This window comes from Agrobacterium tumefaciens (assembly GCF_031801495.1).
GTDB lineage: Bacteria > Pseudomonadota > Alphaproteobacteria > Rhizobiales > Rhizobiaceae > Agrobacterium > Agrobacterium tumefaciens_K.
In genome coordinates, this window is sequence record NZ_JAOEGC010000002.1 from 360,276 (window position 1) to 384,885 (window position 24,610).

Sequence of the window (24,610 nt, forward strand, 5' to 3'; positions counted from 1 at the left end):
CCTTGAATGAGAAAAGCCGGAAGTTTCCTTCCGGCTTTTGTATGTGATCGTGTAAGTGGATTTTACTTCGCCAGTCCGGCCAGTTCCTTCACCAGCCCCTGTGTGGAGCTGTCGTGACCGGCCGCACTCTCTTTACCTTCCACGACGGGCAGCAGGCCGGTTGCCAGTTCTTTGCCAAGCTCCACGCCCCACTGGTCGAAGGAGTTGATGCGGAAGAGCACGCCTTCCACGAAGACGCGGTGCTCATAGAGCGCAATCAGGCGGCCGAGCGCGAACGGCGTCAGCTTGTCGTAGACGAAAGTGATCGACGGGCGGTTGCCGGTAAAGACGCGATGCGGCGCGATGAAGTCGGCTTGGCTGTCTTCCATGCCCTTGGAGGTGAGCTGCGCTTTTGCCTCCGCCAGCGTGCGCCCCTTCATCAGTGCCTCGGACTGCGCCAGGCAATTGGCTATGAGGAGCTGGTGCTGGTGGCGTAGCTCCGGCTCGAAGCCGTTTGCCGCGATCATGAATTCCGCCGGGATGACGCTCGTTCCCTGGTGTATCAGCTGGTAGAAGGCGTGCTGGCCGTTGGTTCCGGGCTCACCCCAGACGACCGGCCCGGACTGGCCTTCGACCGGCGTACCGTCGATGGTCACGCCCTTGCCGTTCGATTCCATGTCGAGCTGTTGCAGATAGGCCGGGAAACGCGACAGACGCTGATCGTAAGGCAGGATCGCCCGTGTCGGATAATCGAGAACGTTGCGGTGGTAGAAGCCTATCAGGCCAAGAAGCATCGGCAGGTTCTGGCGGACGGGTGCCTCGCGGAAATGTTTGTCCATGGCATGTGCGCCATCCAGGAACTTGCCGAAGTTGTCCGGACCGATGGCGATCATAAGCGGCAGGCCGATGGCAGACCATATGGAATAACGGCCGCCGACCCAATCCCAGAAACCGAAGATGCGGTCGCTATCGATGCCAAAGGCAGCGACTTTTTCAAGCGCGGTGGAAACCGCGCAGAAATGATGCTTCACGGCATCTTCGCCGAGCTTGTCTGCGATGAACTTGCGGGCCGTTGCCGCGTTTGTCATCGTCTCGATTGTCGTAAAGGTCTTTGAGGCAACGATGAAGAGCGAGGTTTCCGGGTCGATCAGCTTGAGCGTATCGGCAATATGCGCGCCATCGATGTTGGAAACGAAATGCGCACGCGGACCGTCATGGAAAGGCGCCAGCGCGAGCGTCGCCATGACCGGGCCAAGATCCGAGCCGCCGATGCCGATATTGACGACATCGGTGATTTTCTTGCCGGTCGAACCCTTGAGCGCGCCAGAGCGGATCGCATCGGCAAACTTGCCCATCGACGCCAGAACGCCATTGACATCAGGCATGACGTCCTTGCCGTCGACCAAAACGGGCGTGTTCGAGCGATTGCGCAAAGCCGTATGGAGGACGGCGCGGTCTTCGGTGAAGTTGATGGCCTTGCCGGTAAACATCTCTTCGCGCTTGGCTTCGACGCCGCCCTCGACCGCCAGCTTCTCAAGCAGCGCGATGATGTCGTCATTCACGGCGCATTTCGAATAGTCCATCAGCAAGTCATCGAATTTCGCGCTGAAACGGCTGAAACGCTTGTCGTCGGCCGCGAAGGCGGCACGAAGATCGGTTGCGGCAGTGCTGCTCGCCGTTGCTTTCAGTTTGTCGATGATGGCCTGCATTTGATGCTCCTCGGCTCCGTGGAAGGATGAGGAAACTATTCTCTTTCAGGCGGCCAAATCAAGGCGACTTTGATAAAAGAAAAGAGCCGGTTGCCCGGCTCTCTTTTTCGTCTTAGTTCAGGTTACGAAGCTCCCGCCGGAGAATTTTCCCGACGTTCGATTTCGGCAGTTCCGTGCGGAACTCGATGATCTTGGGCCGCTTGTAATTGGTCAGGCTTTGGGCGCAGAACGCTTTCAGTTCCGCCTCGGTCAGCGCCTGATCTTTCTTGACCACGAACAGTTTCACGATTTCCCCCGAATGCTCGTCGGGAATGCCGATTGCAGCGCATTCCATCACGCCGGGATGGGCGGCTGCCACTTCTTCGACCTCGTTCGGATAGACGTTGAAGCCGGAAACGAGGATCATGTCCTTCTTGCGGTCGACGATTTTCGTATAGCCGCGCTCGTCCATGAAGCCCATGTCGCCGGAGCGGAAAAAGCCGTCCGCAGTCATGACCTTGGCCGTTTCGTCCGGCCTTTGCCAGTATCCGGCCATGACCTGCGGGCCGCGAATGCAGATCTCGCCGATTTCTCCGGACGGCAGGCTGTTGCCGTCCTCGTCGCGGATGTCGATTTCCGTGGAGGAGATAGGCAGGCCTATGGTGCCGCTGAACTCCGCTGCGTCCAGCCGGTTGACGGTGGCGACGGGAGAGGTTTCCGAAAGGCCATAGCCCTCGGCGATCGGGCAGCCGGTCATTGACAGCCAGCGCTCCGCAACCGGCCTTTGCACCGCCATGCCGCCGCCAAGCACGAGGATCAAAGAAGACAGGTCGAGCTTGCGGAAATCCTCGTTGTTCATCATCGCATTGAAGAGCGTGTTGATGCCCGGGAAAACATGCGGCCGGTAGGTCGAAAGCTCCTTGACGAAGCCGGGTATGTCGCGGGGATTGGCGATCAGCAGATTGTGGCCACCAAGCGCGATGCCCATCAGCGAATTCACCGTCAGGGCGAAGATATGGCAGAGCGGAAGGGCGCAGACGAAGTTGAGGACTTCAGGACGCTGCTTGCTGGCAAATGCTGCATCGAGCCAGAGGCTGATCTGGACCTTGTTGGCCAGCAGGTTTGCGTGAGTGAGCACGGCACCCTTGGAGATGCCTGTCGTGCCGCCGGTATATTGCAGGAAGGCGATATCCTGCGGTGCCAACGACGGGGCTTTCAGCTTCAGGTTTTCGCCTTCACGAAGCGCGGCCTTGAAACTGATCGAACCGGGGATTGTGTAAGATGGCACAAGTTTCTTGACCTTGCGGACCACGAGATTGACGAGATGGCCCTTCAGGCCAAGCAGATCTCCCATCGAGGCAACCACGACATGCCGCACCGCGGCTCTGGGTACGGCCTGCTGTGCAACGTGAGCAAAGTTCTCCAGAACGAAAAGCGCCCTGGCACCGGAGTCCTTCAACTGGTGCTCGAGTTCCCGGGGCGTATAAAGCGGGTTGACGTTCACCACGATCATGCCTGCGCGGAGAATACCATACACAGCGACCGGGTTCTGCAGGATATTGGGCATCATCACCGCCACGCGGTCGCCCTTTTCGAGCCCGCGTGATTGCAGCCAGGCCGCAACCGAGCGTGTCATCTGCTCCAGATCCCGATAGGTGATTGACTTGCCCATGCTGGAGAAGGCTTTTCTATCCGAGAACTGCGCACAGCTCTTTTCCAGAAGATCGACAAGAGAAGCATGGCTTGGTGCCGGAATCTCTCGCGGTACGCCCGGCGGATACGATGCCAGCCAACGCTTCTTGGCGTCAGCACTTTCCTGGTGCCCCAGGGTCAACTCACTCATGCTTCTCCTCCCAGAAATTTCGGTGCGCCGCGCGTTCGAGTGATCGCGCAAAGGACGCTTCAGATTGTGCCATCCATATGCCGACATCGAAATCGATTGCCAGCGCCTGGATATGGTGCCACCGGGTTGCCTGCTCCTCCTGCCTCCGGTGACGAATGATAAACGCGTTGCGACGCATCGTCCATCTGCAAGGAACCGTATTTAACTCTAACGTAAACGTCAATATTGTTGCCGAGGATGTTCCACGCTTGTGATAACGGGTCCGCTGCGGCCGAAAATTTTGACTTTAATCCTGATTTGAGCGATCAACATAATGGACAACGGGAAGGCAGGACTGGAATGGCAGGCAGTGCGGCGCTTGAACTGAAAGCGGTTGGAAAAAGCTACGGCGGAACGGCTGTCCTGTCCGATGTCGAGCTGACTGTTGAGCGTGGCGAAATAATATGCCTCGTGGGCCGATCCGGCTGTGGAAAGTCCACGCTGCTGCGCATCGTTGCGGGCGTGGAAACACCCGAGCAGGGCAGTGTGGTGCTGAATGGGACCGAGGTTGCTGGCACCTACGCCTTCGTGGAACCCGAAAAGCGCAACATCGGCTTCGTGTTTCAGGACTACGCTCTCTTCCCGCATCTGACTGTCGAGCAGAATGTGATGTTTGGCCTCAAATCTTTGCCCAAGGCACAGGCGCGCCAGCGAGCGGAGGAGATGATAGCGCACGTCAGCCTTCAGGAGCTGGCCAAGCGTTATCCGCATACGCTTTCTGGTGGAGAGCAGCAGCGCGTCGCCCTTGCACGCGCCCTTGCGCCTCAACCTGGGCTTCTGTTGATGGACGAGCCTTTTTCCAATCTGGATCGCGGCCTGCGAGACAGCGTGCGTGAAGAAACACTAGGGCTTCTTCGCAAGCTGGGCACCACCGCAATCATGGTGACGCATGATCCGGAAGAGGCGTTGTCTGCTGGAGATCGTGTCGTTCTGATGCAGCGGGGGCGCATCGTTCAGACCGGAACCGGATATGAAATACACGATAACCCCAGAACCCGTTATGCGGCCGACTTTTTCTGCGCCTTCAACAAGATCGACGGCACGGTCAGCCAGGGGCGGGTGACGACGCCTCTGGGTCTTCTTGGTGATGCGTCCGGCTTTGCCGAGGGCCAGTCAGCGGTCGTTTATGTCCGTCCGAATGCCATTTCCATTCTGGATGATAATGAAACGAGAGACGGTATATCGGGACAGATATCGAGCCGAGTCTTCCTGGGTGAGATTGAGCAGTTGGGAATTTCCGTTCCGGGCCTCGCCCATGATCTGCGTGTGAGAACGATGCAGCGCATGCCGGCCAAAACAACTGCGGTGCGTGTTGATATCGATCCGCGTGGGGTACTGGTGTTTACTCAGGGTTGAGGTCGTGAATTGCTCCACAGAGTTATGATCGATTTTCAACTTTTGGTGATCGAAACCGGCTCTGACGGGCGAGATAAATCTTGATTTGATGCGTCAAGTATGGTGTCTGCTGCCTCCATCTTGTGTGACGTTTAAGAGGGAGTGAACGATACCATGAAGAAGCTTTCCAACATCCTATTGCTTGCAAGCACCGTTGCTTTTGCCGCGGGCACGGCTGGGGCTGCTGAGCTCAACATCTACACGACCCGCGAACCCGGCCTTGTCCAGCCGTTGCTGGACGCGTTCACTAAAGAAAGCGGCGTCAAGGTCAACACGGTATTTCTCAAGGATGGTCTGGCCGAACGCGTTCTGAGCGAGGGTGCCAGCTCGCCTGCCGACATCCTGATGGCCGTCGATGCTGGTAATCTGGTTGATCTCGCCGAAAAGGGTGTAACCCAGCCGGTGGAATCCGAAGTTCTGACCAAGGCGATCCCGGCGGAACTGCGCGATGGCAAGGGCAACTGGTTTGCCCTGTCGATGCGTGCCCGCGTTCTTTATGCCGCCAAGGACGTAGACCTGGCCTCGTTCAACTATGAGGATCTGGCGGATTCAAAGTGGAAGGGCAAGGTCTGCATCCGCTCGGGCCAGCATCCTTACAACACCGCGCTCTTCGCCGACTACATTGCCCACTATGGCGCAGCCGATACTGAAAAGTGGCTCGCAGGCGTCAAGGACAATCTGGCACGCAAGGCAGGCGGCGGCGACCGCGACGTTGCCAAGGATATCCTTGGCGGCATTTGCGATATCGGCATCGCCAACTCCTACTATGTCGGCCTGATGCGCTCAGGCAAGGGCGGCGAGGAACAGGTCAAGTGGGGCGATGCCATCAAGGTCGTTCTGCCGACGTTCAAGAACGGTGGTACGCAGGTCAACATCAGCGGCGCGGCTGTGGCCAAGAACGCTCCGAACAAGGCTGAAGCTGTCAAGCTTCTCGAATACCTCGTTTCGGACGAAGCCCAGAAGATCTATGCCGAGGCCAACTACGAATATCCCGTCAAGCAGGGCGCTGCCCTGAACGAGATCATTGCATCCTTTGGTACCCTCAAGATCGATAACAAGCCGCTGACGGAAATCGTTTCGCATCGCAAGCAGGCGAGCGAACTGGTCGACAAGTTAGGCTTCGACAACTAAAGGTCGGGCTTGTTACCAAAGAAGAGGCGCTCGCCCTGGCGGGCGCCTTTGGCTGTCTGTAGAAGAGCGCATGAATACACAATCCATTCAGCGTCCAGCAGCGGACACCGGAACAAGGCTTCGATCTTCGTTCTGGTGGCTTGGCCTGTCGCTGCTTGCCGCGCTGGGGTCCATGGTCCCCGTTCTGGCGCTTTTCTCGCAGGCCGTGCAAGGGTCTGAAGGCCTTTGGGCGCATCTGCGGTCCACCGTTCTGATGACGGCCCTGCCGGAGACTGTCGTGCTGATGGCAGGCGTCGGTCTGCTGGCCGGTATTATCGGAACGTGTTGCGCCTGGCTTGTGACCGCCTATGATTTTCCCGGCCGCAAGATGCTGGAGTGGGCATTGCTTCTGCCACTCGCAATGCCGACTTACATCGTCGCTTACGCCTATCTCGACATCCTCCATCCGATTGGTCCGGTACAGGGTGCCATCCGTTGGCTGCTCGGATACTCCAGTCCGCGTGAGTTCCGTTTCCCTGATATCCGCTCCATGACGGGCTGCATCGTTCTTCTGGGTTTCGTCCTGTTCCCTTACATCTATATCCCGGTGCGGGCGATGTTCCTGACGCAGGCGGGCAATCTGATCGAAGCGGCACGAATGCTTGGGGTTTCCCGGTGTGCTGCGTTTCTGAAAGTTGCGGTGCCTCTGGCGCGGCCAGCGATCGCTGTGGGTGTCAGCCTGGCCTTGATGGAAGCGCTGAACGACATTGGCGCTTCGGAATTCCTCGGTGTCCGGACATTGACGGTTTCCGTCTATACCACATGGATCACCAAGTCGGATCTGCCGGGTGCGGCGCAGATCGCGCTTTCGATGCTGTTCATTGTTGTCGCGCTCGTTGCGCTGGAGCGGTGGGCGCGGCGAAAGCAGCGATATGCCGCTTCGGCACAGAAGAGCCGGGAGCTTGAGCCCATAAGGCTTTTCGGCCTGAAGGCTTTTTTTGCATTTTGCCTCGGCATCCTGCCCGTCATCATCGGTTTTGCCGCACCGGCCACCTACCTCGTCATCGAGGCCTGGAAGCGTTTTCAGTTCAGCGGTCTTTCGTCCCGTTTCGCCGCTGAAGCCATGAATACGATAACGTTTGCGGGGCTTGCGACCTTGCTCACTGTCTTCTTCGGTCTTGCCGTAGCCTATGCGATGCGGTTGGCACCGGGACAGCTGTCTGTCTGGTCGTTTCGTCTGTCCACCATTGGATATGCCGCACCCGGAACGGTCGTTGCCATCGGCGTGCTGATCGCGTTGGGCGGTTTCGACCGTTTCCTCGACGCAACGATGCGCGAGTTTTTCGGTGTTTCCACGGGCCTTCTGTTGATCGGGAGCGGTGCTGCGCTGGTTTATGCCTACACGGCGCGCTTCCTGACGATTGCTGCCGGTGGGGTCGACGCCGGATTGAGCCGTATTCCGATGTCTTTCGATCATGCATCACGAACCCTTGGCCGTTCGGCCACGCAGACGTTCCGTCAGATCCATCTTCCCCTGTCGAAAGCGTCGTTGGCCGCAGCCGGCCTGCTGGTCTTCGTGGACTGTGTGAAGGAATTGCCCGCGACGCTGCTGCTGCGGCCGCTGAATTTCGAAACCTTTGCCACGCATCTTTACGGTGAGGCCGCGCGCGGCACTTACGAAGAAGCGTCGATTGCGGCACTGGCGATTGTCGTCATCGGTATCCTGCCAGTCATGCTGCTTGCACGGGTCGGACGTCGTAAAACCTGACGCCGAGGAACTGCAAGAAGCCAAGAAGCTTCAAATCCTACCCGAAACGAACAAGCATTTCGCCTTAATCTTGATGTAGACACTCATCTTATTGAGGTGTTGCGGCCCGTTGCCACGACGCTGGTCGCCGATATGTTGTGGGGCATGTCTTGAAAAATTTGAATGTGACGTTTCTGAGCCGCCTGACCGCTGGCACGGCTATCGCGATCTGCATGCTACCACTGTCGGTGAGTGCGCAGGACACAACCGTGTTGCAGGAGATTACCGTGGAAGGGCAGGGCACGCAGAGCGCCACAGGTCCGGTCCGAGGCTACGTCGCAAAGAAAAGCGCGACCGGTTCGAAAACCGATACGGACACCAGGGACATTCCACAATCTGTCTCCGTTGTCGGGCGCGAAGAGATGGATAACCGCGGCGCCGTTACCAAGATCGACGAGGTGCTGCGTTACACGCCTGGCGTCACCACGGAACCTTTCGGTACCGATGCGGATACCGACTGGTTCTACATTCGCGGGTTTCAGGCGACCCAGACCGGCGTGTTTCTCGATGACCTGAACCTGTTCAGTTACGGTTTTGGCGGCTTCCAGATGGACGCCTACGGGCTGGAGCGGGTTGAGGTTCTCAAGGGACCGGCCTCCGTTCTCTATGGCGGCGCCAATCCGGGCGGCATCGTGCAGATGGTCAGTAAACGTCCTCAGGATGAACCCGTGCGCGAGACCGAGATCGGTATCAACAACTTCGGCAACGCCTTCTTCGGTTTCGATGTCGGTGACAAGGTCGATGAACAGGGCGTGTGGAAGTACCGCGTCACCGGCAAGGTGTCGGGTGGCGATACCTACACAAACTATTCCGAAGACCTCCGCGGTTTCATCATGCCGCAGGTGACCTTCGAGCCGGACGCGCAGACCAGTGCGACGGTCTACGGATATTTCTCTGCGCTTGACCAGGTGCATGTCGGCAACGGTTTTCTGCCCTACGTCGGGACAGTCGTGGATGCCCCCTTCGGCAAGCTGAGCCGGGAGGCGTTCTATGGCGAACCGGATATCGACAACGGCCGCGTTTATCAGTCGATGATCGGTTACGAGGTCAGCCACGAATTCGACAATGGCTGGAAGCTCAGCCAGAACGCCCGTTATGGCCACCTCTACAAACATGAAAGCGGCCCCTACACCGGTGGATGGGCAAATGCGGACGCAAGCGGTCAGCCGATCCTTGATCCCACCACCAATGATTACATGCTGACGCGGTATGGTTATGAGGGTGTCTCCAAGGTCGACAGTTTCGGTATCGATAACCGGGCCGAGCGCGAGTTCGAAACCGGCGCAATCAGCCACTCCCTGCTGCTCGGTCTGGACTACAAATATTACAAGGTCGACGAAGTCCAGAAATGCTGCGGTTCCAATCCGATCGGTGCTCTCAATCCGATCTATGGTTCCACACAGGGAACCAACTTCATCTATGCCGACGATATCGTGACACAGCAGCAGGTTGGCATCTATGCGCAGGATCAGTTGCGGTTTGGTGGCGGCTGGCTGGTAACGCTGAACGGCCGGTATGACTATGTGGATACGGAGCTGAACAACCGCAGGCCGGCTGGTGTTTCCCGGCGCTCCAACGACGATGCTCTGAGCGGCCGGGCTGGCCTCGCTTACGAATTCGACAACGGACTGACGCCGTATGTTTCCGCAGCCACATTCTTCAACCCGTTGATCGATACGCTGGCCAATGGCAGCCCCGCGGCGCCGGAGGAGGGCCATCAGTTCGAGGCCGGGGTGAAATACGAGCCGACCTTCTTCGATGGCAGCATCACCGCTTCTGTCTTCAGGCTCGTCAAGCAGAACGCCGTTGTCTCCTATACGTCCGGCGGCATCACCACCAGCGGGCAGTTCGGGGAAGTGGAATCCACCGGCTTCGAGCTGGAGGCGAAGGCGAACCTGAACGAGAACTGGAAGGCTATCGCCTCCTATTCCTATACCGATCTTGACATCACCAAGGACGCTAATCCCAATCTGATCGGAAAGTCGCCTTGGATCGTCCCGAACCAGACGGCGTCCCTGTGGCTTGACTATGCTTTCACGAATGATGCCCTGGAAGGACTGAGTATCGGTGGTGGATTGCGTTATCAGGGCAAATCCTGGGCGGATGCGGCCAATACGCTGCGCGTTCCCGATGCGGCTGTTTTCGATGCGGCGATCCGTTACCAAAAGAACGACTGGATGGCATCCGTCAATGTCGCGAACCTCTTTGACAAGGAATATGTGAAGGGTTGCGGCGGTGCCTCCGTCTGCGGTTGGGGTGATAGTCGCACGATTACCTTCAAGCTTTCGAAAAAGTGGTAATCTCGGGCTGAACGAGGCATGGATTACCAACTGTTCATTTGTCTTTGCGGCCTGCCATAACTAAAAGATGACTTTAAAAGTCGTGTTGAAAAAATCCGGGAAGGAAACAGGTATGCTGGAAGCCAGAGCCGAACTGAAAACCGAAAGCGGTAGCAAATATCTCGTGCAGCTTTTCAAGCACTTCGCCCACAAGATAGAGGTGGACTATAACGAGGCGCATGGTGAGTGCCAGTTCGACTTCGGGGCAGCCAAGCTGGATGCGGAACCGGAAACCCTGAAGATCTTCGTTTCCGCGCCCGATGCGGAGAAGCTGGACCGTGCGAAATCCGTCGTGGAAAGCCATCTGCTGCGTTTCGCCTTCCGCGAAAAGGTTGAAAGCCTGAGCTGGCACTAAAATTGACCGTCAATCCGGCCGCTGTTGCGGCCGCTATGTTTGCGCGCTATAAACATGATTGGAATATTCATGTTTATAGCGCGCAATCGCGCCTTTCAGGATCGAGACGCGATGGCTTTCCGCGTTCGCATGGAAAATGAAATCGAGGGCTTTGCCGTCGTCGGCGGGCCAAGGTCACGCGTCTGGAACGGTATGGTTGCCGACCTTTGGGACGTGCGCTGCGCGCCGCAGGCGGGCGGTCGTTATGTCGGGAAAGATCCACGCTTCGTCTTTTTGCTGGACATGGACGGTCGGGACGAGAGCCGGTTCATGATGAACCGTTCCCGGCGCGACAGTGCCGCGACGATGGAGGCGAACAGGATTTCCTACGTACCGGCTGACGTGGATGTGTACGCGGAACTGAAGGACGTGTCCTTCGTGCGGCATCTTGACCTGCATTTTGATGCGGGGTTGCTGGGTTCTCGATTGTTGCAGGGCTTCGACCCGCGCCTGCTTCTTGATCCCCATCTCATGTTCGAGAACGAGCGTCTTCTGGCGCTTGCGCGGCTGATTGCAGCCGAATGCGACAATCCGGATCCATTGCACGATCTTTACGGTGAAAGTCTCGTGTTGGCATTGCTGACTGACTTTCTTAATGTGAAACGCGAGCCATCAAGGAAACGCAGCAAGCTTGCCTCATGGCAGTTGAGAGCGGCGACGGACTATATTCGCGAGCATTGCCTGCGCTCCATCCGTCTTGAAGAACTGGCGGAGCTGACGAACCTGTCGCAATCCCACTTCAGCCATGCTTTCAAGGCGTCCACCGGTCTGCCACCGCACCAATGGCAGATGCAGGCACGTATCGACCGGGTGAAGGAGCTGATGGCACGGGCCGACATGGCGCTGACGGACATCGCCGTCGCTGCGGGTTTTGCGGATCAGGCCCATTTTTCACGCGTGTTCCGCAAGATGGTTGGTGTTTCTCCGTCGGTCTGGCAACGCAGCCGCCAATAAACGCGTGTAAAAAAGCCGGAACGATTTTCGGCGGGGCGGGTTTACCAGACGTGACACAGCGAGGATAAATCGGAAGGAGTTACGTCATGTTGCATAATGAAACCCGTGCCGGACAGGATCCCTACGTCAAGGATACACCGAGCCTGATTGCCAGCGACAAGGTGGAAGGCACCCGCGTTTACGGCGCAGATGGAAAGCATATCGGCTCCATCCAGCGCGTCATTCTCGGAAAGCAGGATGGTCGCGTGGCATACGCGGTTCTGAGTTTCGGTGGTTTCCTCGGCATCGGCGATGACTATTATCCGCTGCCGTGGGAAAAGCTTCACTACGACGAAGAGCTCGATGGTTATCGTATCGACCTGACCAAGCAACAGATCGAAAATGCGCCGCACTTCGCGGCCCTTGACGATGCGTCTTTGCTGAGCTCCAGGGACCGCAAGGTCTATGACTATTACGGTGTTGCACCGTACTGGATGTAAGCGACGCCCCTGATGGCAAACGCAAAGAAAACGGCCCTTCCGGGCCGTTTTTTATATGTCGTTTTTGTCAGTGGGTATTTTTCTGAACCTCGGACACTGCATCTGTGAAACATCTGCGCGCCTCTTCCGGAGATTTACGCCCGTCGAGCGCTGCGCGACACGCGCTACGTGCCTTGACGAAGCTTAGCCCGCGCATGGTCGGCCAGCGATCGGTCAGCAGTGCCAGTGCTTCGAGCGGGCCGGCGACGGAATTCTTGCCGCAGGCCTCGAGGTTGACTTCAACGGGTTCCATCCATCTTTCGTTTTTCATCGTGCACCTCCCAGAGCAACGCGATACCGAAATTTTCCCACAGCAACCAATGTGAACACGCCACTTTGCCAGCGAGTTCTTGCCGTTAGAATATTCGCAACTGCCTTGATTGACAACGACGACTATCGAAATCCGAAAAATGACAGGATCGCCAGCACGATAACGACAAGACCGACGATGTAGATGATCTGGTTCATAGTAAATCTCCTTTTCTGCCAAACGATAACGTTCAGTATCGGGGGATGTTCCCGGCCGCATCATCTACCGTCGGGTAGGGGCTGGCCGGAAACGATAATTCGCCCGGCGCTTGCGGTCACTTCCGCAGGATCACCCAGATCGCGTGAATGATGCCCGGAATGTATCCGCATATCGTCAGCAGGATGTTGAGCCAGAAATGCAGACCAAGACCGACCTGGAGAAAGACACCAACAGGAGGCAGGAGAATGGCGACGAGAATACGAACAACGTCCACGATAGACCTTCCATTTGAGAGCTTACGGCAATCAACGCACGGAGGTCTGTTGTGGTTTCAAATGTCAGCCGCCGGATATAGACGGGCGGGTGAAATAACTCGACTGGAAGGATTGAGAAGAGTGGTGCCGCTTACGTGACTCGAACACGTGACCCCGTCATTACGAATGACGTGCTCTACCAACTGAGCTAAAGCGGCCCGACTTGCGATCCGAAAGTGTGTCGGATCAGCGTCATGGCGGGCTGATACAGGCAATGCTCACGGATTTCAAGCCTTGAATGCACGAGTTTTGAAAATTCCACAAAAGCCTTGCCTGCGCCACTGTTTATAAGCCGTATTTCAGGATGCCGAGCAGATGCGGCGGCGGGCGGCTTCGTATTCTTCGGCCAGTCTGTCAACAAGGCCGGCCACCGGTTCGATAGTCTTGACCGCGCCAATGCCTTGCCCGGCGCCCCAGATATCCTTCCAGGCCTTGGCGCCACCTGTTGCCGTTTCGAAATCCATCTTCGACGGATCGGCCTCGGGAAGATTGTCCGGGTCCATGCCCGCCGCAACAATTGATTTTTTCAGGTAGTTGCCGTGCACGCCGGTGAAATAGTTGGAGTAGACGATGTCGGTGGCCTGTGCGTCGACGATCGCCTGCTTGTACGCATCGGAAGCGCGGGCCTCCTGCGTGGCGATGAAGGGAGAACCGATATAGGCCATATCCGCCCCCATGGCCTGTGCGGCGAGAATGGAGCTGCCGTTGGCAATCGCACCGGCAAGCAGCAGCGGGCCGTCGAACCATGTTCGGATTTCCTGAACGAGTGCGAAGGGTGAAAGCGTGCCCGCGTGGCCACCCGCACCAGCCGCAACCGCGATCAACCCGTCTGCGCCCTTGCGGATGGCGGAACGGGCATGGCGGTCATTGATGACATCATGCAGGACGATGCCGCCATAGGAATGGACGGCGGCATTGACTTCAGGCACGGCGCCAAGCGAAGAGATGACAACCGGTACCTTATATTTGACGCAGAGGCCGAGATCATGCTCCAGCCGCCGGTTCGACATGTGGACGATCTGGTTGACGGCAAAGGGGGCGGCCGGACGTCCCGGATTGGCCTGATTGTAGGCGGAGAGCTCCTCGGTAATCATCGCCAGCCATTCATCCAGCAGGCTCTCCGGTCGCGCATTGAGGGCTGGAAATGCACCGATTACGCCCGCCTTGCACTGCGCCAATGTCAGTTGTGGATGTGAGATGATGAAAAGCGGTGAGGCAATGACCGGAAGACGAAGATTGTCTTTCAGCACGGACGGTAACATATTTCCTCCCATAAATTACGTTTACGCGCACGTAAGAATTAGCGTGTTCGGATGCGGAATGAAAGCGAAAATGGAGATGGCATGGCAATCGATGCCTGCATCTGCGGTCGCAGGGCCACAATGAACGGCTTTTCCCCAAAACTGTCCGGCCTTTATCGCAAACGATGCTTGCGGATGTGCCGCTTAGCCGTTACCGAATCGTGGATACAATGGCGCAATGCCGCATAATTTTCGCAGGGCAGCAGAACAAGGATCGGGCGTGAGCGGACTGGAAACGGCAATCAGAAATGCTCTGGAGAAATCGGACAGATCGAACGCCGAGGTTCGTGCGCGGATTTATCAGTCGTCAAGGCAGGCACTTGAGGCGGGCTTGCGCAAGCAGGGCATCGATGATCCGCAGGTCGTAGCTCAGCAGCGGCAGCGCCTGGAAACGCTGATCCATGTGATCGAGAGTGAAGAGCGCAATCGGCTCCTCGATGTCGTTGAGCGGCAACTGAAGCCGCAGCCGCGCGAAAACGAAGCGCAGAAACAGCCGGTTAACGAGCCGCCGCACGGTGATATCGCTGTCGAGCCAGAACTGCGCGGCGAAACGCGGGATGCAGGGTTTGACGCTCCGCATGTGGAGGCATTGCGCGGCGAGCCGCGCACCGCCCCTGCCGGTGACGGCAACAGGCGTGCAGGTGACAGTTCACTGGCCTTCAGGCCGGAAGGTGCGGTTGCGCGCAAGAAACGCCGGGGTATCGTCACACGCCTTTTCATGATGGTCACGCTTCTTGCTTTTGTCGGCGTTGGCGCGTGGTGGGTTTATTCCTCCGGCCTGCTCATGTCGCCTCAGCAGCGCGATACCAGTGTGCCAAACCCGCCAGCGGAAGTTCAGGCGGAAGATTTTACGGGTACGGAGCCGGCCCCCAGCCTTTCCGCAGGCCGGGGCTTCTCTGATGACTGGGTTGAAGTCTTCAACGCGGAACGCGGTGCCGCCGGAATTCAGGCTGGCAGCAGGGCCGGTATCGAAAACATCGCCACGCCCGCGGGCAAGGCCGTGCGCGTCACATCCAGAAGCACATCACAGGACGGCAGCGTGAGCGTGGAGGTGCCTGTCGAGGTGCTGAGGGATATGGCTGGCAAGTCGTCGACAATATCGATCACGCTCCAATCATCGACCGACCGCCAGACGCAGGTTTCCGTCGTTTGCGATTTCGCCACGCTTGGCGATTGTTCGCGTCACCGCTTCACGGCAACACCGGAACGGGCAGATATGCTGTTGAATGCGACCTTCGAGCGGTCGCTCGCGCCGAACGCGCCGGGCCGGATTTTCATCAACAGCGATATCGACGGTAACGGCCGCTCCGTCAATCTCTACTCCGTCCGCATTCTGCCGGGTCAGTAAGGCCAAAAGCGCCGTTCTGAACGGCGCTCTTCATCGTCGCACTTGTATTGCCTTACTTGAGGAAAGCTGGTCCGGATCCGATGATCTTGCCGTCAATTTCGCCGATGGCCTTTTTGTCTTTCCCCTCATAATCCAGCGAATTGAGAATATGACGGATGAGGTTCACACGGGCGCGGCGTTTGTCGTTGGCGCGAATGACGGTCCATGGCGCTGCATCCGTATGGGTCTTTTCCAGCATCTCGTCGCGTTTCGCCGTGTAGTCGTCCCATTTCGTCAGCGCGGCGATATCCATGTCCGAAAGTTTCCAGCATTTAAGCGGGCTGTGACGCCGATCGTGAAAACGCTCGAGCTGTGTTTCCCGGCCTATATCGAGCCAGAACTTGAACAGATGGATGCCTTCGTGGACGAGCATTTTTTCCATGCGCGGCGTTTCCTTCAGGAACCGCTTGTACTCGTCAGGTGTGCAGAACCCCATGACAGGTTCCACGCCGGCCCGGTTGTACCAGGATCGATCGAAGAGCACGAGTTCGCCGGCCGTTGGAAAATGTGAGATGTACCGCTGGAAATACCATTGCCCACGTTCAGTTTCCGTAGGTTTGGGAAGCGCCACGACCCGCGCATAGCGTGGATTGAGATAAGAGCGGATGGCGAAGATTGCGCCACCTTTTCCCGCGGCGTCACGTCCCTCGAAAACGCATAGGACGCGCTTACCGGTTGCCTGAAGCCAGAACTGGACTTTCACCAGTTCGATCTGAAGGGCTTCCAGCGTCGCGTCATAGTCATCCTGCTTCATTTTCTTGTCGTAAGGATAGCCGCCGGATGAGAGCTTGTTTTCCTCAATCCAGTCCGGAAGAACGGGATTGTCGATATCGAAGACGCGCAATTTTCCTCCAATAGTCAGTTCTACAGATCGGTCTTTTGCCTCTGTCTCCATGCTCTCTCCCTTTCTTCATTGCATAAACAACCGTACTGCCAATGAGTTCATATCCTCAGGCGGAATTCAAGCGTGGGTGCAGGATCCGTTGCCGGCTTAATTTCGTGAATATAAGCTATAAAAAAGTCTCGTGATGAATATCTGTCATAAAGCTGGCATATGAGATTCCGATTGCGTCATTGGGCGAGAATCGGGAAGCGGACGAACATGACATCTATGGAAGGTGAGGAGAGGAGCGGGCATTTGTGGTGGAAGTTACGCCATAGCTGGATGCCGATTCTGATCGTCACGATGCTTGCCGTCGTCACTGTTTTTGAGCTTCATTCGCCATATCTGCCCGCCGCATTGTGGCTTGGTGCCGTCCTTACCATCGTGCTTGTCGTAAAAGGCAGGGATCGGAAAGCGGCGGCCAACGGTGCACCTCAAATCGTCGAGGAGCGGCGCGAAACCGGTGAGAATGTCATCGCCGGTGTCAGAGCCGGCCTAGCCGTCCTCGATACGCCCGTGTTTATACTCGACCAGAATGCGGCGATCCTGTTTCAGAACGGCGCGGCGGAACGCGCCTTCGGTGCTTCGCCTGCCGGGGCCCATATCTCCGCAAGATTGCGCTCGCCGGGACTGCTCGACGCCATTAGAGAGACCGTTTCGACCGGCCAGCCGAACCAGATCGAGCATTTCGAGCGGCTGCCATCCGAGCGGGTGTTCATCGCTCGGATCGCGGTGGCGGACACCAAGAGGGACGCTGGGCCCGCATTCTATATCCTCTCGTTCCGCGATGTCTCGGAGCTGCGCCGCATCGACCGCATGCGGAGTGATTTCGTTGCGAACGCAAGCCATGAACTGCGTACGCCTCTGGCGTCCCTTCGGGGGTTCATCGAGACAATGCAGGGGCCGGCACGCAATGACCCCAAGGCGCAGGAGCGTTTCCTCGCGATCATGCTGGATCAGGCCACTCGGATGAGCAGGCTGGTTGACGATCTGATGTCGCTGTCGAGGCTCGAGCTGCGTGCCAACATCGCGCCCGACCAGAAGGTCGATCTTGTTTCCGTCATTGGCCACGTCCACGATGCGCTCCTGCCGCTGGCGACGGACCTGGATATGACGATCAATCTTCATCTGCCAGATCATCCGGTAGAGGTCGATGGCGACCGTGATGAATTGGTGCAAGTTTTTCAGAACCTCGTTGAAAATGCTTGTAAATATGGACAGGAAGGCAAGATTGTCGATGTCTGGCTGCGTGCCGAGCCAGGTAACCCCGTTGAGGTCAGTGTCATCGACAGGGGGCCGGGTATTCCCGCCGAGCACGTGCCGCGCCTGACCGAGCGTTTCTATCGTGTCAGCGTTGCCGATAGCAGATCCAAGAAGGGTACCGGGCTTGGGCTTGCCATCGTCAAGCATATCCTCACCCGCCACCGCGCTCGCCTCATTATCAAGTCGGAATTGGATGTAGGTACGGACTTTACCGTGAGATTTTGACATAAAAGACGTCGTTGGCGCAGATGTACGGAAAATAATAAAATAAAATCATATACATAGTCCGTCATAAATCTTTCGTCAAAGTGACATAAAAGGGTGTGGCTACGGTGGTTAAGAAGAGGTCGCCGAGCGCAAGCTACGAGCGAATGCGGCTATCGGCTGCGTCCACAAACAAGCCCACGATGGGAGAGACATAATGAATATCGTTAAATTTTCCGCAGCAGCTCTGGTGGCTTCTGTCGCCTTCGCTGGCGCCGCCGCTGCTCGCGACCAGATTCAGGTTGCCGGTTCTTCCACGGTTCTTCCCTACGCCAAGATCGTTTCTGAAACTTTTGCCGAAACCTTCCCGAACTTCAAGGCTCCGGTTGTTGAGTCCGGCGGTACGGGCGGTGGTCTGAAGGCGTTCTGCTCGGGCGTCGGCGAAGGCACGATCGACATTGCCAATGCTTCGCGCCAGATCAAGGCTGACGAACTGGCAGCCTGCAAGGCAGCTGGCGTCAACGATGTTCAGGAAGTGAAGATCGGTTACGACGGTATCGTCTTCGCCATGGACAAGTCCAACCCGGACGTGAAGCTTGAGCCGAAGGATCTCTACCTCGGTCTCGCTGCTGAAGTTGTCAAGGACGGCAAGCTTGTTGCCAACCCTTACAAGAAGTGGTCTGAAATCAACAAGGAACTGCCGGACGTAGCGATCGCCGCTTACATCCCTGGATCCAAGCACGGCACGCGGGAAGTCTTCGAAGAGAAGATCATGGCTGACGGCTGCAAGGAAGCCGGTGCCACCGACGTGATCAAGGGTCTGGTTTCGGACGCCAAGCAGGCTGCTGCAAAGTGCGTTGCTGTCCGTAAGGACGGTGCTGCTGTCGACATCGACGGCGACTACACCGAAACCCTCGCACGCATCGACGCCAACAAGACCGGCCTCGGCGTTTTCGGCCTCGCTTTCTATGAAAATAACGCTGACCGTCTGAAGGTTGCAACCGTAAGCGGCGTCGTACCGACGACCGAATCCGTTGCAAGCGGCAAGTATCCGGTTTCGCGCCCGCTGTTCTTCTACGTGAAGAAGGCTCACCTCGGCGTTATCCCTGGCCTCAAGGAATATGTTGAGTTCTTCGTTTCCGACGAGATGATCGGCCCGGACTCTCCGCTCGCCAACTACGGTCTGGTTGCAGCCCCGGATGCAGAGCGTGAAGAAATCCGCTCCGCTTTCGAAGCCGGCACCACGATGTAATCAATGATGAAGGGCGCGGCTTGCCGCGCCCTTCATTTTGTCCGCGCTTGGTTGACAGTTCCTATTCATCATCATGTGCATATTTCAGATGGATAGGACGTATCAACCTTGACGTCTGTCCGGCTTTCGTGGAGTCAGGCGGCAGGCTTTCAAAGGATGATCCAGCAATCTCCTTTTTGATGACTTTAAATTTGCCCGATATCGCACCGTGTCCTTGAGACACGCCGAGGGAACTCTAATGAACACATCCATTCTTTTGCTGATACTGGCGCTGATCGGCATCGGCAGCTACCTGCTTGCCAGCCGCCGGGCCGTTGCGGTTGCTGGTGGGCGTCCCTCCAGCATGCATTCCCGTGCTGGCTATCACGGCTCTTACGCCGTCATCTGGGCTGTTTTGCCGTCAGCGCTCATTCTGGCGGCCTGGCTCGTGATCAGCCCGCTGATCGTGACGTCGGCCGTACGCGGTAATTTTCCCGAAGACGTGCGCGCGCAGTCTGAAGCGCAGCAGAGCCTGACCTATGGCATGGTGACGTCGATTGCCCGTGGTCTGCAGAGATTGAACACGGAAGAGCTGGCGCAGGTCGAAACCGATACAGGTGCCGTTCGCCCGCTGCTGGCCGCGAAAGGCGTCGCAATTGCCGGTGACCCCGAGCGGTACATGGTTGATGCCGCCCACACGCTCAACAGCATGACATCGACCAGCCGGCTTGCAATGATCGTGGTGGTTCTGTTGGCGGCTCTGGCGGGCGGTGCTTATGCGCTTCGCGCCATCGCGCCGCGTTTCAGGGCACGCAACCAGGTCGAGAAGGTCATTCTCGTCGCTTTGCTGGTTGCGTCCTCGATCGCCATTCTGACAACCATCGGCATCGTGCTGTCGATGCTGACGGAGGCCATCCAGTTCTTCACGATGGTTCCTGCTCACGAGTTCTTCTTCGGAACGGTGTGGGATCCGCGTTTTGCAGCGGCCGGCGCCACGGACAGCTCGGGTCAATTCGGTCTGATCCCGCTGCTCGCAGGCACGCTCTACATCGGTTTCGTCGCGATGCTCGTCGCGGTTCCGGTTGGTCTGTTCTCGGCAATCTACATGTCGGAATATGCCGGTCCGAAGCTTCGCTCGGTCGCAAAGCCCCTGCTTGAAGTTCTCGCCGGCATTCCGACGATCGTTTACGGCTTCTTTGCTCTGACAACCGTTGGCCCGTTCCTGCGTGATATTTCCGCGCAGATCAACGGTCTTGCCACTGGAAACTACGCCAACTTCATTCAGGCGCAGAGCGTTCTGACGGCCGGTTTCGTGATGGGCATCATGCTGATCCCTTACGTCTCGTCGCTGTCGGACGACATCATCACAGCTGTGCCGCGTGCACTGCGCGATGGTTCGCTGGGCCTCGGTGCGACCCGCTCGGAAACGGTCAAGCGGGTCATTCTGCCAGCAGCGCTTCCTGGCATCGTCGGCGCGTTGCTGATGACGGCCTCCCGAGCCATCGGCGAAACGATGATCGTGGTTCTCGCCGCCGGTGTTGCTGCCCGTCTGCAGATCAATCCGCTCGAGCCGATGACGACCGTTACGGTGAAGATCGTCAGCCAGCTGACGGGTGACCTTGAGTTCACCTCACCGCAGACACTGGTTGCCTTCGCGCTCGGCATCACGCTTTTTGCCATCACGCTATGCCTCAATATCTATGCGCTTTACATCGTGCGCAAATACCGGGAGCAGTATGAATGACCGACATCGTTTCTCCCGCAACCGGCGCCGCTTCCCGCGCGCCGGCCCGACGTGATATCGGCATCAAGCGCCGTTATGCTGCGGAACGTCGTTTCCGTGCTTACGGAATGGCCGCGATTTCTTTCGGCCTGGTCTTCCTGTTCCTCCTTCTGTGGTCGGTGGTCGGGAAGGGCTACACCGCCTTCCAGCAGACGATGATTACCGTTCCGGTGGAATTCTCCGAACAGATCATCGATCCGAAGAATGAACGTGCGACCAATCCCGCAAAGCTGATGACGGCCAATTATCCCGTTATTGCTCGTGATGCCGTTGCAAAGGTTCTCGGCGTGGCGCCGACGGACCGCGCAGGTCTGCGTGCGGTCAACGCCATGATCTCGGACAGCGTCCGAACCCAGCTGCGTGACATCGTGACCGCCGATCCTGCGGTGATCGGTACCACCCGTAACGTTACGCTTCTGGCCTCCGGCGATGTCGACAGCGCCTTCAAGGGCCAAGTCGATCTGACCGTGGACGAGGCGAACCGTCGCATTTCAAACCAGCAGCTTGGCTGGATGAATCAGCTTGCCGAAGGCGGCCAGCTCGGCAAGCATTTCAATACGGGCATCTTCGTCAACGGCAACTCCAGCCGTCCGGAAGCCGCCGGTGTTGGCGTGGCGCTGATCGGTTCCTTCTACATGATGGCGATTGTTCTGGTGCTGTCGCTGCCCATCGGTGTTGCAGCCTCGATCTATCTGGAAGAGTTTGCCCCGAAGAACCGTCTGACGGACCTCATCGAGGTGAACATCAACAACCTGGCTGCCGTACCGTCCATCGTTTACGGTCTGCTGGGTCTGTCCGTCTTCATCAACTTCATGGGCTTCCCGCGTTCGGCATCGCTCGTCGGCGGCTTTGTTCTGACCCTGATGACACTACCGACGATCATCATCGCCACCCGCGCGGCGTTGAAGGCCGTGCCGCCTTCCATCCGTGCCGCCGCACTCGGTCTGGGTGCATCGAAGATGCAGACCATCTTCCACCATGTGCTGCCGCTTGCCATGCCGGGTATTCTGACCGGCACGATCATCGGCCTCGCGCATGCGCTTGGCGAAACGGCTCCGCTGCTTCTGATCGGCATGGTGGCTTTCGTCGCGAACTACCCGACAACGCCGCTCGATCCTTCGACGGCGCTGCCGGTGCAGATTTACATGTGGGCGAATGAGGCAGAGCGCGCCTTTGTCGAAAGAACATCCGGCGCTATCATCATCCTGCTCTTGTTCCTCATCGTCATGAATGTTGGCGCAATCCTGTTGCGTCGCCGCTTCGAACGGCGCTGGTAAAGGGAGCTAGAAAGCTATGAACATGTTGTCGGAAGCAGCAGTTGAAAAGGCGCTGGACAAGAAAATGAATGAAGTTTCGTACAAGATGATTGGTAAGGACGTTTCGGTTTATTACGGCGAAAAGCGCGCGCTTTACGACGTGAACCTCAACGTCCGCGAAAATACGGTGACCGCACTCATCGGTCCGTCGGGCTGCGGAAAGTCCACGTTCCTGCGCACCCTGAACCGCATGAACGACACGATCGACGGCTGCAAGGTCACCGGCAAGATCACACTCGACACGGATGATATCTACGATCCGGCCATCGATGTCGTGGAACTGCGCGCCCGCGTCGGCATGGTGTTCCAGAAGCCGAACCCCTTCCCGAAGTCGATCTACGAAAACATCGCCTACGGCCCACGCATCCATGGTCTTGCCCGTAACAAGGCGGACATGGACCAGATCATCGAACAGAGCCTGCAGAAGGCCGGTCTGTGGAACGAAGTGAAAGACCGTCTGCATGAATCCGGCACGGGCCTTTCCGGCGGTCAGCAGCAGCGCCTTTGCATTGCACGCGCCGTTGCCGTTTCCCCGGAAGTGATCCTGATGGATGAGCCGTGCTCGGCGCTTGACCCGATCGCGACTGCCAAGGTCGAGGAACTGATCCACGAGCTGCGCACGAACTTCACCATCGTCATCGTGACCCACTCCATGCAGCAGGCGGCCCGTGTGTCGCAGCGCACCGCCATGTTCCACCTTGGCCATCTGGTTGAAGAAAACGAGACGGACAAGATGTTCACCAACCCGGATGACCAGCGCACCCAGGATTACATCATGGGTCGCTTCGGCTGATTTTTCGATCAGCGCCTGAGAGAAACCGAGCAAGACTGGCGCCTCTGTTTACCCACCTGCCATCGGGCAGGTGGACGAAGCAGGGCAGACCCCGAGGACGAGATCATGAATCAGACAACGACCCATTCGCATATTTTGTCCGCCTATGACGAAGAACTGAAATTCCTCAGCCGCCGCATTGCTGAAATGGGCGGCCTGGCGGAACAGATGTGCGCCGACGCTGTTCGCGCACTGGTCAATTCCGACGCGGCACTAGCGCAGAAGGTCATTTCCGACGACGCCATCCTGGACCACGCTGAACGAGAAATCGGCGACAAGGCCATTGTCACCATCGCCAAGCGCCAGCCAATGGCGGCTGACCTTCGCGAAATCATCGGCACGCTGCGCATCGCGGCGGATCTGGAACGCGTTGGCGATCTTGGCAAGAACACCGCCAAGCGCGTGATCGCGGTTGCCGGAACCGGCGTTCCCCGCAAGCTGGCCCGCGGCCTTGAGCACCTGTCCGAGCTTGCCCTTGTACAGCTCAAGGAAGTGCTCGACGTCTACTCCACGCGCTCCGCCGAAAAGGCGCAGGCCATCCGCGCGCGCGACGAGGAAATCGATGCCATGTACACCTCGCTCTTCCGCGAGCTTTTGACCTACATGATGGAAGATCCGCGCAACATCACCACCTGCACGCACCTTCTGTTCTGCGCAAAGAACATCGAGCGTATCGGCGACCATGCGACCAACATCGCCGAGACGATCTATTACATGACCACTGGGAGCCAGCCGGAGGGCGAGCGTCCGAAGGACGACAGTTCCAACACGCTCGGTTCCGTAACCGAGTAACAGCCAGGCCGATTTACGGAGTTCAGTATGGTACCGAAGATTGCAGTTGTTGAGGACGAAGAGGCGCTGAGCGTTCTGCTTCGTTACAATCTTGAGGCTGAGGGGTACGATGTCGACACGATACCGCGTGGCGATGAAGCGGAAATCAGGTTGCAGGAGCGGGTTCCCGATCTTCTGATCCTCGATTGGATGCTGCCCGGCGTCTCCGGTATCGAACTGTGCCGACGCTTGAGAATGCGCCCCGAAACCGAACGTCTGCCCATCATCATGCTGACGGCCCGTGGCGAGGAAAGCGAACGTGTTCGCGGCCTCGCCACCGGCGCAGATGACTACGTGGTCAAGCCGTTCTCGACGCCCGAGCTGATGGCGCGCGTAAAGGCCATGTTGCGTCGCGCCCGTCCGGAAGTTCTGTCTTCGGTTTTGAAGTGCGGCGACATCGAGTTGGATCGCGAAACGCACCGCGTTCATCGCAAGACGCGTGAAGTTCGCCTAGGACCGACGGAGTTCCGTCTTCTTGAGTTCCTAATGACGTCGCCGGGTCGGGTTTTCTCGCGCTCGCAATTGCTGGATGGTGTCTGGGGCCACGATATCTACGTGGATGAGCGGACCGTTGACGTTCATGTGGGACGTCTGCGCAAGGCGCTCAACTTTTCCAACATGCAGGATGTCATTCGCACCGTTCGGGGTGCTGGTTACTCCATGGAAGCCGCGTAGGTTCTGATCTTGTATTCACAGCGTTTCCCTTCGTAGAGGAGGCGTTCTGAAACAA

Annotated in this window: 21 protein-coding genes and 1 tRNA gene; 15 read left to right on the top strand and 7 right to left on the bottom strand. The window is 57.7% G+C overall.

The annotated features are described in order from the left end of the window. Positions 1 to 62 precede the first annotated feature (62 nt). Entirely contained in the window at positions 63 to 1,688 is a 1,626-nt protein-coding gene (gene pgi / locus N7578_RS11165) for a glucose-6-phosphate isomerase (protein ID WP_311110408.1), read from the bottom strand. Positions 1,689 to 1,800: 112 nt separating this feature from the next. Continuing rightward, positions 1,801 to 3,510, bottom strand: coding sequence for a long-chain fatty acid--CoA ligase (locus N7578_RS11170; RefSeq protein WP_311110409.1), 1,710 nt, complete (start codon positions 3,508 to 3,510; stop codon positions 1,801 to 1,803). Positions 3,511 to 3,849: 339 nt separating this feature from the next. On the opposite strand from N7578_RS11170, the gene N7578_RS11175 reads away from it, so the two are divergent. The 7 genes from N7578_RS11175 to N7578_RS11205 all read left to right on the top strand — a co-directional run bounded on the left by N7578_RS11175 (position 3,850) and on the right by N7578_RS11205 (position 12,027). Further along, positions 3,850 to 4,905, top strand: a complete 1,056-nt coding sequence (locus tag N7578_RS11175) for an ABC transporter ATP-binding protein (protein ID WP_311110410.1) — start codon at positions 3,850 to 3,852, stop codon at positions 4,903 to 4,905. Between the two features lie 153 nt (positions 4,906 to 5,058). Next, positions 5,059 to 6,075 carry an extracellular solute-binding protein gene (locus tag N7578_RS11180; RefSeq protein ID WP_311110411.1) on the top strand — a complete coding sequence of 339 codons (1,017 nt, stop codon included), beginning with the start codon at positions 5,059 to 5,061 and terminating at the stop codon, positions 6,073 to 6,075. A gap of 70 nt (positions 6,076 to 6,145) precedes the next feature. After that, positions 6,146 to 7,822 carry an ABC transporter permease gene (locus tag N7578_RS11185; protein ID WP_422646703.1) on the top strand — a complete coding sequence of 559 codons (1,677 nt, stop codon included), beginning with the start codon at positions 6,146 to 6,148 and terminating at the stop codon, positions 7,820 to 7,822. 212 nt (positions 7,823 to 8,034) lie between these two features. Continuing rightward, positions 8,035 to 10,161, top strand: a complete 2,127-nt coding sequence (locus tag N7578_RS11190; RefSeq protein WP_311112473.1) for a TonB-dependent siderophore receptor — start codon at positions 8,035 to 8,037, stop codon at positions 10,159 to 10,161. Between the two features lie 112 nt (positions 10,162 to 10,273). Then, on the top strand, positions 10,274 to 10,555 hold the full coding sequence (locus tag N7578_RS11195) for a DUF2218 domain-containing protein (RefSeq protein WP_311110412.1): 282 nt from the start codon (positions 10,274 to 10,276) through the stop codon (positions 10,553 to 10,555). A gap of 111 nt (positions 10,556 to 10,666) precedes the next feature. Continuing rightward, positions 10,667 to 11,548, top strand: coding sequence for an AraC family transcriptional regulator (locus N7578_RS11200; protein WP_311112474.1), 882 nt, complete (start codon positions 10,667 to 10,669; stop codon positions 11,546 to 11,548). 86 nt (positions 11,549 to 11,634) lie between these two features. Beyond that, positions 11,635 to 12,027 (top strand): PRC-barrel domain-containing protein, encoded by a 393-nt coding sequence (locus N7578_RS11205; RefSeq protein ID WP_311110413.1) that lies wholly within the window; start codon positions 11,635 to 11,637, stop codon positions 12,025 to 12,027. 67 nt (positions 12,028 to 12,094) lie between these two features. Here N7578_RS11205 and N7578_RS11210 read toward each other — a convergent pair whose 3' ends face one another. The 4 genes from N7578_RS11210 to N7578_RS11225 all read right to left on the bottom strand — a co-directional run bounded on the left by N7578_RS11210 (position 12,095) and on the right by N7578_RS11225 (position 14,111). Beyond that, positions 12,095 to 12,337 carry a DUF982 domain-containing protein gene (locus N7578_RS11210; RefSeq protein ID WP_311110414.1) on the bottom strand — a complete coding sequence of 81 codons (243 nt, stop codon included), beginning with the start codon at positions 12,335 to 12,337 and terminating at the stop codon, positions 12,095 to 12,097. Between the two features lie 313 nt (positions 12,338 to 12,650). Beyond that, the gene (locus N7578_RS11215) at positions 12,651 to 12,809 is read right to left on the bottom strand and encodes a YqaE/Pmp3 family membrane protein (RefSeq protein ID WP_311110415.1); all 159 of its coding nucleotides are present in this window, start codon (positions 12,807 to 12,809) and stop codon (positions 12,651 to 12,653) included. Positions 12,810 to 12,931: 122 nt separating this feature from the next. After that, positions 12,932 to 13,007 (bottom strand) — tRNA-Thr (locus tag N7578_RS11220). Between the two features lie 141 nt (positions 13,008 to 13,148). Beyond that, the gene (locus N7578_RS11225; protein ID WP_311110416.1) at positions 13,149 to 14,111 is read right to left on the bottom strand and encodes a nitronate monooxygenase family protein; all 963 of its coding nucleotides are present in this window, start codon (positions 14,109 to 14,111) and stop codon (positions 13,149 to 13,151) included. 259 nt (positions 14,112 to 14,370) lie between these two features. Between N7578_RS11225 and N7578_RS11230 the strand changes: the two genes are divergently transcribed. Continuing rightward, positions 14,371 to 15,498 (top strand): hypothetical protein, encoded by a 1,128-nt coding sequence (locus tag N7578_RS11230; RefSeq protein WP_311110417.1) that lies wholly within the window; start codon positions 14,371 to 14,373, stop codon positions 15,496 to 15,498. 52 nt (positions 15,499 to 15,550) lie between these two features. On the opposite strand, the gene ppk2 is transcribed toward N7578_RS11230, so the two are convergent. Then, complete coding sequence (gene ppk2 / locus N7578_RS11235) at positions 15,551 to 16,432, bottom strand: polyphosphate kinase 2 (RefSeq protein ID WP_311110418.1); 882 nt, start codon at positions 16,430 to 16,432, stop codon at positions 15,551 to 15,553. Between the two features lie 216 nt (positions 16,433 to 16,648). Here ppk2 and phoR point away from each other — a divergent pair, with 216 nt between their 5' ends. The 7 genes from phoR (at position 16,649) to phoB (ending at position 24,555) form a co-directional block, all read left to right on the top strand. Then, positions 16,649 to 17,908 carry a phosphate regulon sensor histidine kinase PhoR gene (gene phoR, locus N7578_RS11240; protein WP_311112475.1) on the top strand — a complete coding sequence of 420 codons (1,260 nt, stop codon included), beginning with the start codon at positions 16,649 to 16,651 and terminating at the stop codon, positions 17,906 to 17,908. 196 nt (positions 17,909 to 18,104) lie between these two features. After that, on the top strand, positions 18,105 to 19,139 hold the full coding sequence (locus N7578_RS11245) for a substrate-binding domain-containing protein (RefSeq protein ID WP_311110419.1): 1,035 nt from the start codon (positions 18,105 to 18,107) through the stop codon (positions 19,137 to 19,139). 238 nt (positions 19,140 to 19,377) lie between these two features. Then, positions 19,378 to 20,862, top strand: coding sequence for a phosphate ABC transporter permease subunit PstC (pstC, locus tag N7578_RS11250; protein WP_311110420.1), 1,485 nt, complete (start codon positions 19,378 to 19,380; stop codon positions 20,860 to 20,862). After that, positions 20,859 to 22,178 (top strand): phosphate ABC transporter permease PstA, encoded by a 1,320-nt coding sequence (gene pstA / locus N7578_RS11255; RefSeq protein ID WP_311110421.1) that lies wholly within the window; start codon positions 20,859 to 20,861, stop codon positions 22,176 to 22,178. Before pstC ends, pstA begins: the two co-directional genes overlap by 4 nt. Before the next feature lie 16 nt (positions 22,179 to 22,194). Then, positions 22,195 to 23,010, top strand: a complete 816-nt coding sequence (pstB, locus tag N7578_RS11260) for a phosphate ABC transporter ATP-binding protein PstB (protein ID WP_311110422.1) — start codon at positions 22,195 to 22,197, stop codon at positions 23,008 to 23,010. Positions 23,011 to 23,115: 105 nt separating this feature from the next. Then, positions 23,116 to 23,841, top strand: coding sequence for a phosphate signaling complex protein PhoU (phoU, locus tag N7578_RS11265; protein WP_311110423.1), 726 nt, complete (start codon positions 23,116 to 23,118; stop codon positions 23,839 to 23,841). Between the two features lie 27 nt (positions 23,842 to 23,868). Continuing rightward, a complete protein-coding gene (gene phoB, locus N7578_RS11270) occupies positions 23,869 to 24,555 on the top strand; it encodes a phosphate regulon transcriptional regulator PhoB (protein ID WP_311110424.1) in 687 nt (228 codons plus the stop codon). Positions 24,556 to 24,610: the final 55 nt, after the last annotated feature.